2 protein-coding genes are annotated in these 2889 nt (G+C 65.1%); both read right to left on the bottom strand.

Annotation, left to right across the window (positions count from 1 at the left end; all coding sequences use genetic code 11):
* Positions 1 to 435 precede the first annotated feature (435 nt).
* Positions 436 to 1737 (bottom strand): tyrosine--tRNA ligase, encoded by a 1302-nt coding sequence (gene tyrS, locus ID132_RS04560; protein WP_241209160.1) that lies wholly within the window; start codon positions 1735 to 1737, stop codon positions 436 to 438.
* Positions 1738 to 1799: 62 nt separating this feature from the next.
* The coding region (argH, locus tag ID132_RS04555) for an argininosuccinate lyase (protein WP_235988294.1) at positions 1800 to 2889 on the bottom strand (1090 nt) is incomplete at its 5' end.

Raw genomic sequence — 2889 nt, 5'->3', positions numbered from 1 at the left:
ACTGTTGAGTTCTCAAAGACCGTTCGCTTCTCATTTTCACCCCGCGCTTGCGTGGTTGCTACTGAGAGCTCTAGGTTCTACTACCTCGGCGTGTCGGACGATGTCTGACGTAACCTCGTGGTAGTGAAGTTGTTGTTAGGTCGTCTACCTTACCCCATGCTCGCCGTGGCGTGCAAGTGGCTCAAGCGCTGAGTCTGTGAAGACCCTGTCGCTTGGGCGGCGACCGTTGCCTCCTTTGCGATGAGCACCAGATGGTGTTTCTTTCGCTGCGGTGGCAACAGATGAATACTTTACGGAGATCCGGGGGGTCGTGCAAATCACGCCTGCAGCCCGGGCGTGTCGCCCGGTATTCCGGGGATCTCGGCGATCCGAGGGAGAACGACGAGGGGGTGTGCGCAGCACTGCTGCGCACACCCCCTCGTCAAATTCGCACGGTTATCGCACGATGGCACCAACGAGTGTCTTCTTACCGCGGCGGATCACGACACCGCCGCCGGCGAGGAGGTCGCCCTCCCCCAACACCTGGTGTTCATCGGTCACCTTCGCCTTGTTGACGGTGACCCCGCCCTGCTTGATTGCTCGACGCGCACCCGAGAGCGAGTCTTCCGCACCGGTCGCCACGAGCAGCTCGGCGATTTCCTGCCCAAGCTGCGCTTCGACATTCGGGAGTTCCGCGATGGCCTGATGAAGCACATCCTCGGAAAGCGCCGCGAGGTCGCCCTTGCCGAAGAGCGCCTCCGACGCATCGATCGCCGCATCGGTGGCTTCGTCACCGTGCACGAGTCGGGTCACTGCCGAGGCGAGCGCCTTTTGTGCCGCACGACGGAACGGCTCCTCCTCGACCTGACGCTGGAACTGCGCGATCTCTTCACGCGTGAAGAACGTGAAGATCTTCAGGCGGTCGGCCACATCGCGGTCGTCGGTGTTGAGCCAGAACTGGTAGAACGCGTAGGGCGACGTGAGCTCGGCGTTGATCCAGATGGCGTTGCCCTCGGACTTGCCGAACTTGGTGCCGTCGGAGTTCGTGATGAGCGGCGTTCCCATCGCGTGCACGCTCGCACCCTCGGCACGGCGAATCAGATCAACACCGCCGACGAGGTTGCCCCACTGGTCGGAGCCACCCGTCTGCAGCTCGAGGCCGTACCGGCGGTAGAGCTCGAGGAAGTCAAACGCCTGCAGAATCTGGTAGCTGAACTCGGTGTACGAGATGCCGGCCTCGGAGTTGAGGCGCGCCGAAACCGCATCCTTCTTGAGCATCGCCCCGACCCGGAAGTGCTTGCCGAGGTCGCGCAGGAAGTCGAGGGCCGACAAGTCGGCGGTCCAGTCGAGGTTGTTCGCCATCCGTGCGGCAAAGTCGCCGTCGAAGTCGAGGTAGCCCTCGATCTGGTCGCGCAGGCCGTTCACCCACTCGGCGACAGTTTCGCGCGAGTTGAGTGTGCGCTCGGCCGTCGGGCGCGGGTCGCCGATGAGACCGGTCGAGCCGCCGACCACGCCGATCGGGAAGTTGCCCGCGAGCTGCAGCCGGCGAAGCAGCAGCAGCTGCACGAGGTGCCCGAGGTGAAGACTCGGCGCCGTCGGGTCGAATCCGCAGTAATACGTGATCGGGCCCTGGGCCATCCGCTCACGAAGCTCACCGAGATCGGTGGAGACGTGAATAAAGCCGCGCCACTCGAGCTCATCGAGGACGTGGTCAAACGACGGGTCATTCCGCTGCCAGGAGAGATCACGCTGTGTCACAGCGTCAACCGTACCAACACGAATGCCCCCGATCTGCACGATCGGGGGCATTCGTGTGGTGATTACGCGAGTCGTTCGCGCAGCTTGTCGAGCTGGGCGCGCACGGAGCTCGGCGCGGTGCCGTTGACGCCGTCGCGCGAGGCGACGGAACCGTCAATCGTCAGCACCTCGCGCACCTCGGGTGTGAGGTGCGCCGAGACCCCGGCAAACTCGTCGTCCGAGAGGCCGTCGAGGTCGACGCCCTTCGACTCGGCAAGCTTGACGAGGCTGCCCGAAATCTCGTGCGCATCGCGGAACGGCACGTGCCGCTTCACGAGCCACTCGGCCACGTCGGTGGCAAGTGAGAACCCCTGGGGCGCGAGCTCGCGCATCCGCTTACCGTGGAAGACCATGGTGGCCACCATGCCGGTGAATGCCGGCAGCAGCACCTCGAGCTGTTCGAACGAGTCGAACAGTGGCTCTTTGTCCTCCTGCAGGTCGCGGTTGTACGCGAGCGGCATCGCCTTAAATGTGGCGAGCAGGCCCGTGAGGTTGCCGATGAGGCGCCCCGACTTGCCGCGCGCGAGCTCGGCGATGTCGGGGTTCTTCTTCTGCGGCATGATGCTCGAGCCGGTCGAATACGAGTCGTCAAGGGTGAGGAAGTCGAACTCGCGCGTGTTCCAGAGGATGATCTCCTCGGCAAAGCGCGAGACGTCGACGCCCACCTGGGCGAGGATGAACGCGGCCTCGCTCACGAGGTCGCGGGACGCCGTGCCGTCAATCGAGTTCTCGACCGCGGCGCGGAAGCCGAGTTCGGCCGCGACCGCTTCGGCGTCGAGCCCGAGCGTCGAGCCCGCAAGCGCGCCAGAGCCATAGGGCGAGTCGGCGAGCCGCTCCCCCAGGTCGCTCAGGCGGCCGAGGTCGCGCACAAGCGGCCACGCATGCGCGAGCAGGTGGTGCGCCAACAGCACCGGCTGCGCGTGCTGCAGGTGCGTGCGCCCCGGCATGATCACGTCGAGGTTCGCCTCGGCCTGGCCGGCGATTGCGTTCACAAGGTCGCGCAGCAGCCCGCGCAGCGTCGCCGATTCGTCGCGGATGTACATGCGCACGAACGTCGCGATCTGGTCGTTTCGGCTGCGGCCGGCACGAAGCTTGCCGCCGAGCTCGTGCCCG

The sequence above is a fragment of the Gulosibacter sediminis genome, from assembly GCF_014904065.1.
Taxonomy (GTDB): Bacteria; Actinomycetota; Actinomycetes; order Actinomycetales; family Microbacteriaceae; genus Gulosibacter; species Gulosibacter sediminis.
Note: the sequence above shows the minus strand (reverse complement) of the source record. Positions and strands in the feature narration are given on the sequence as shown.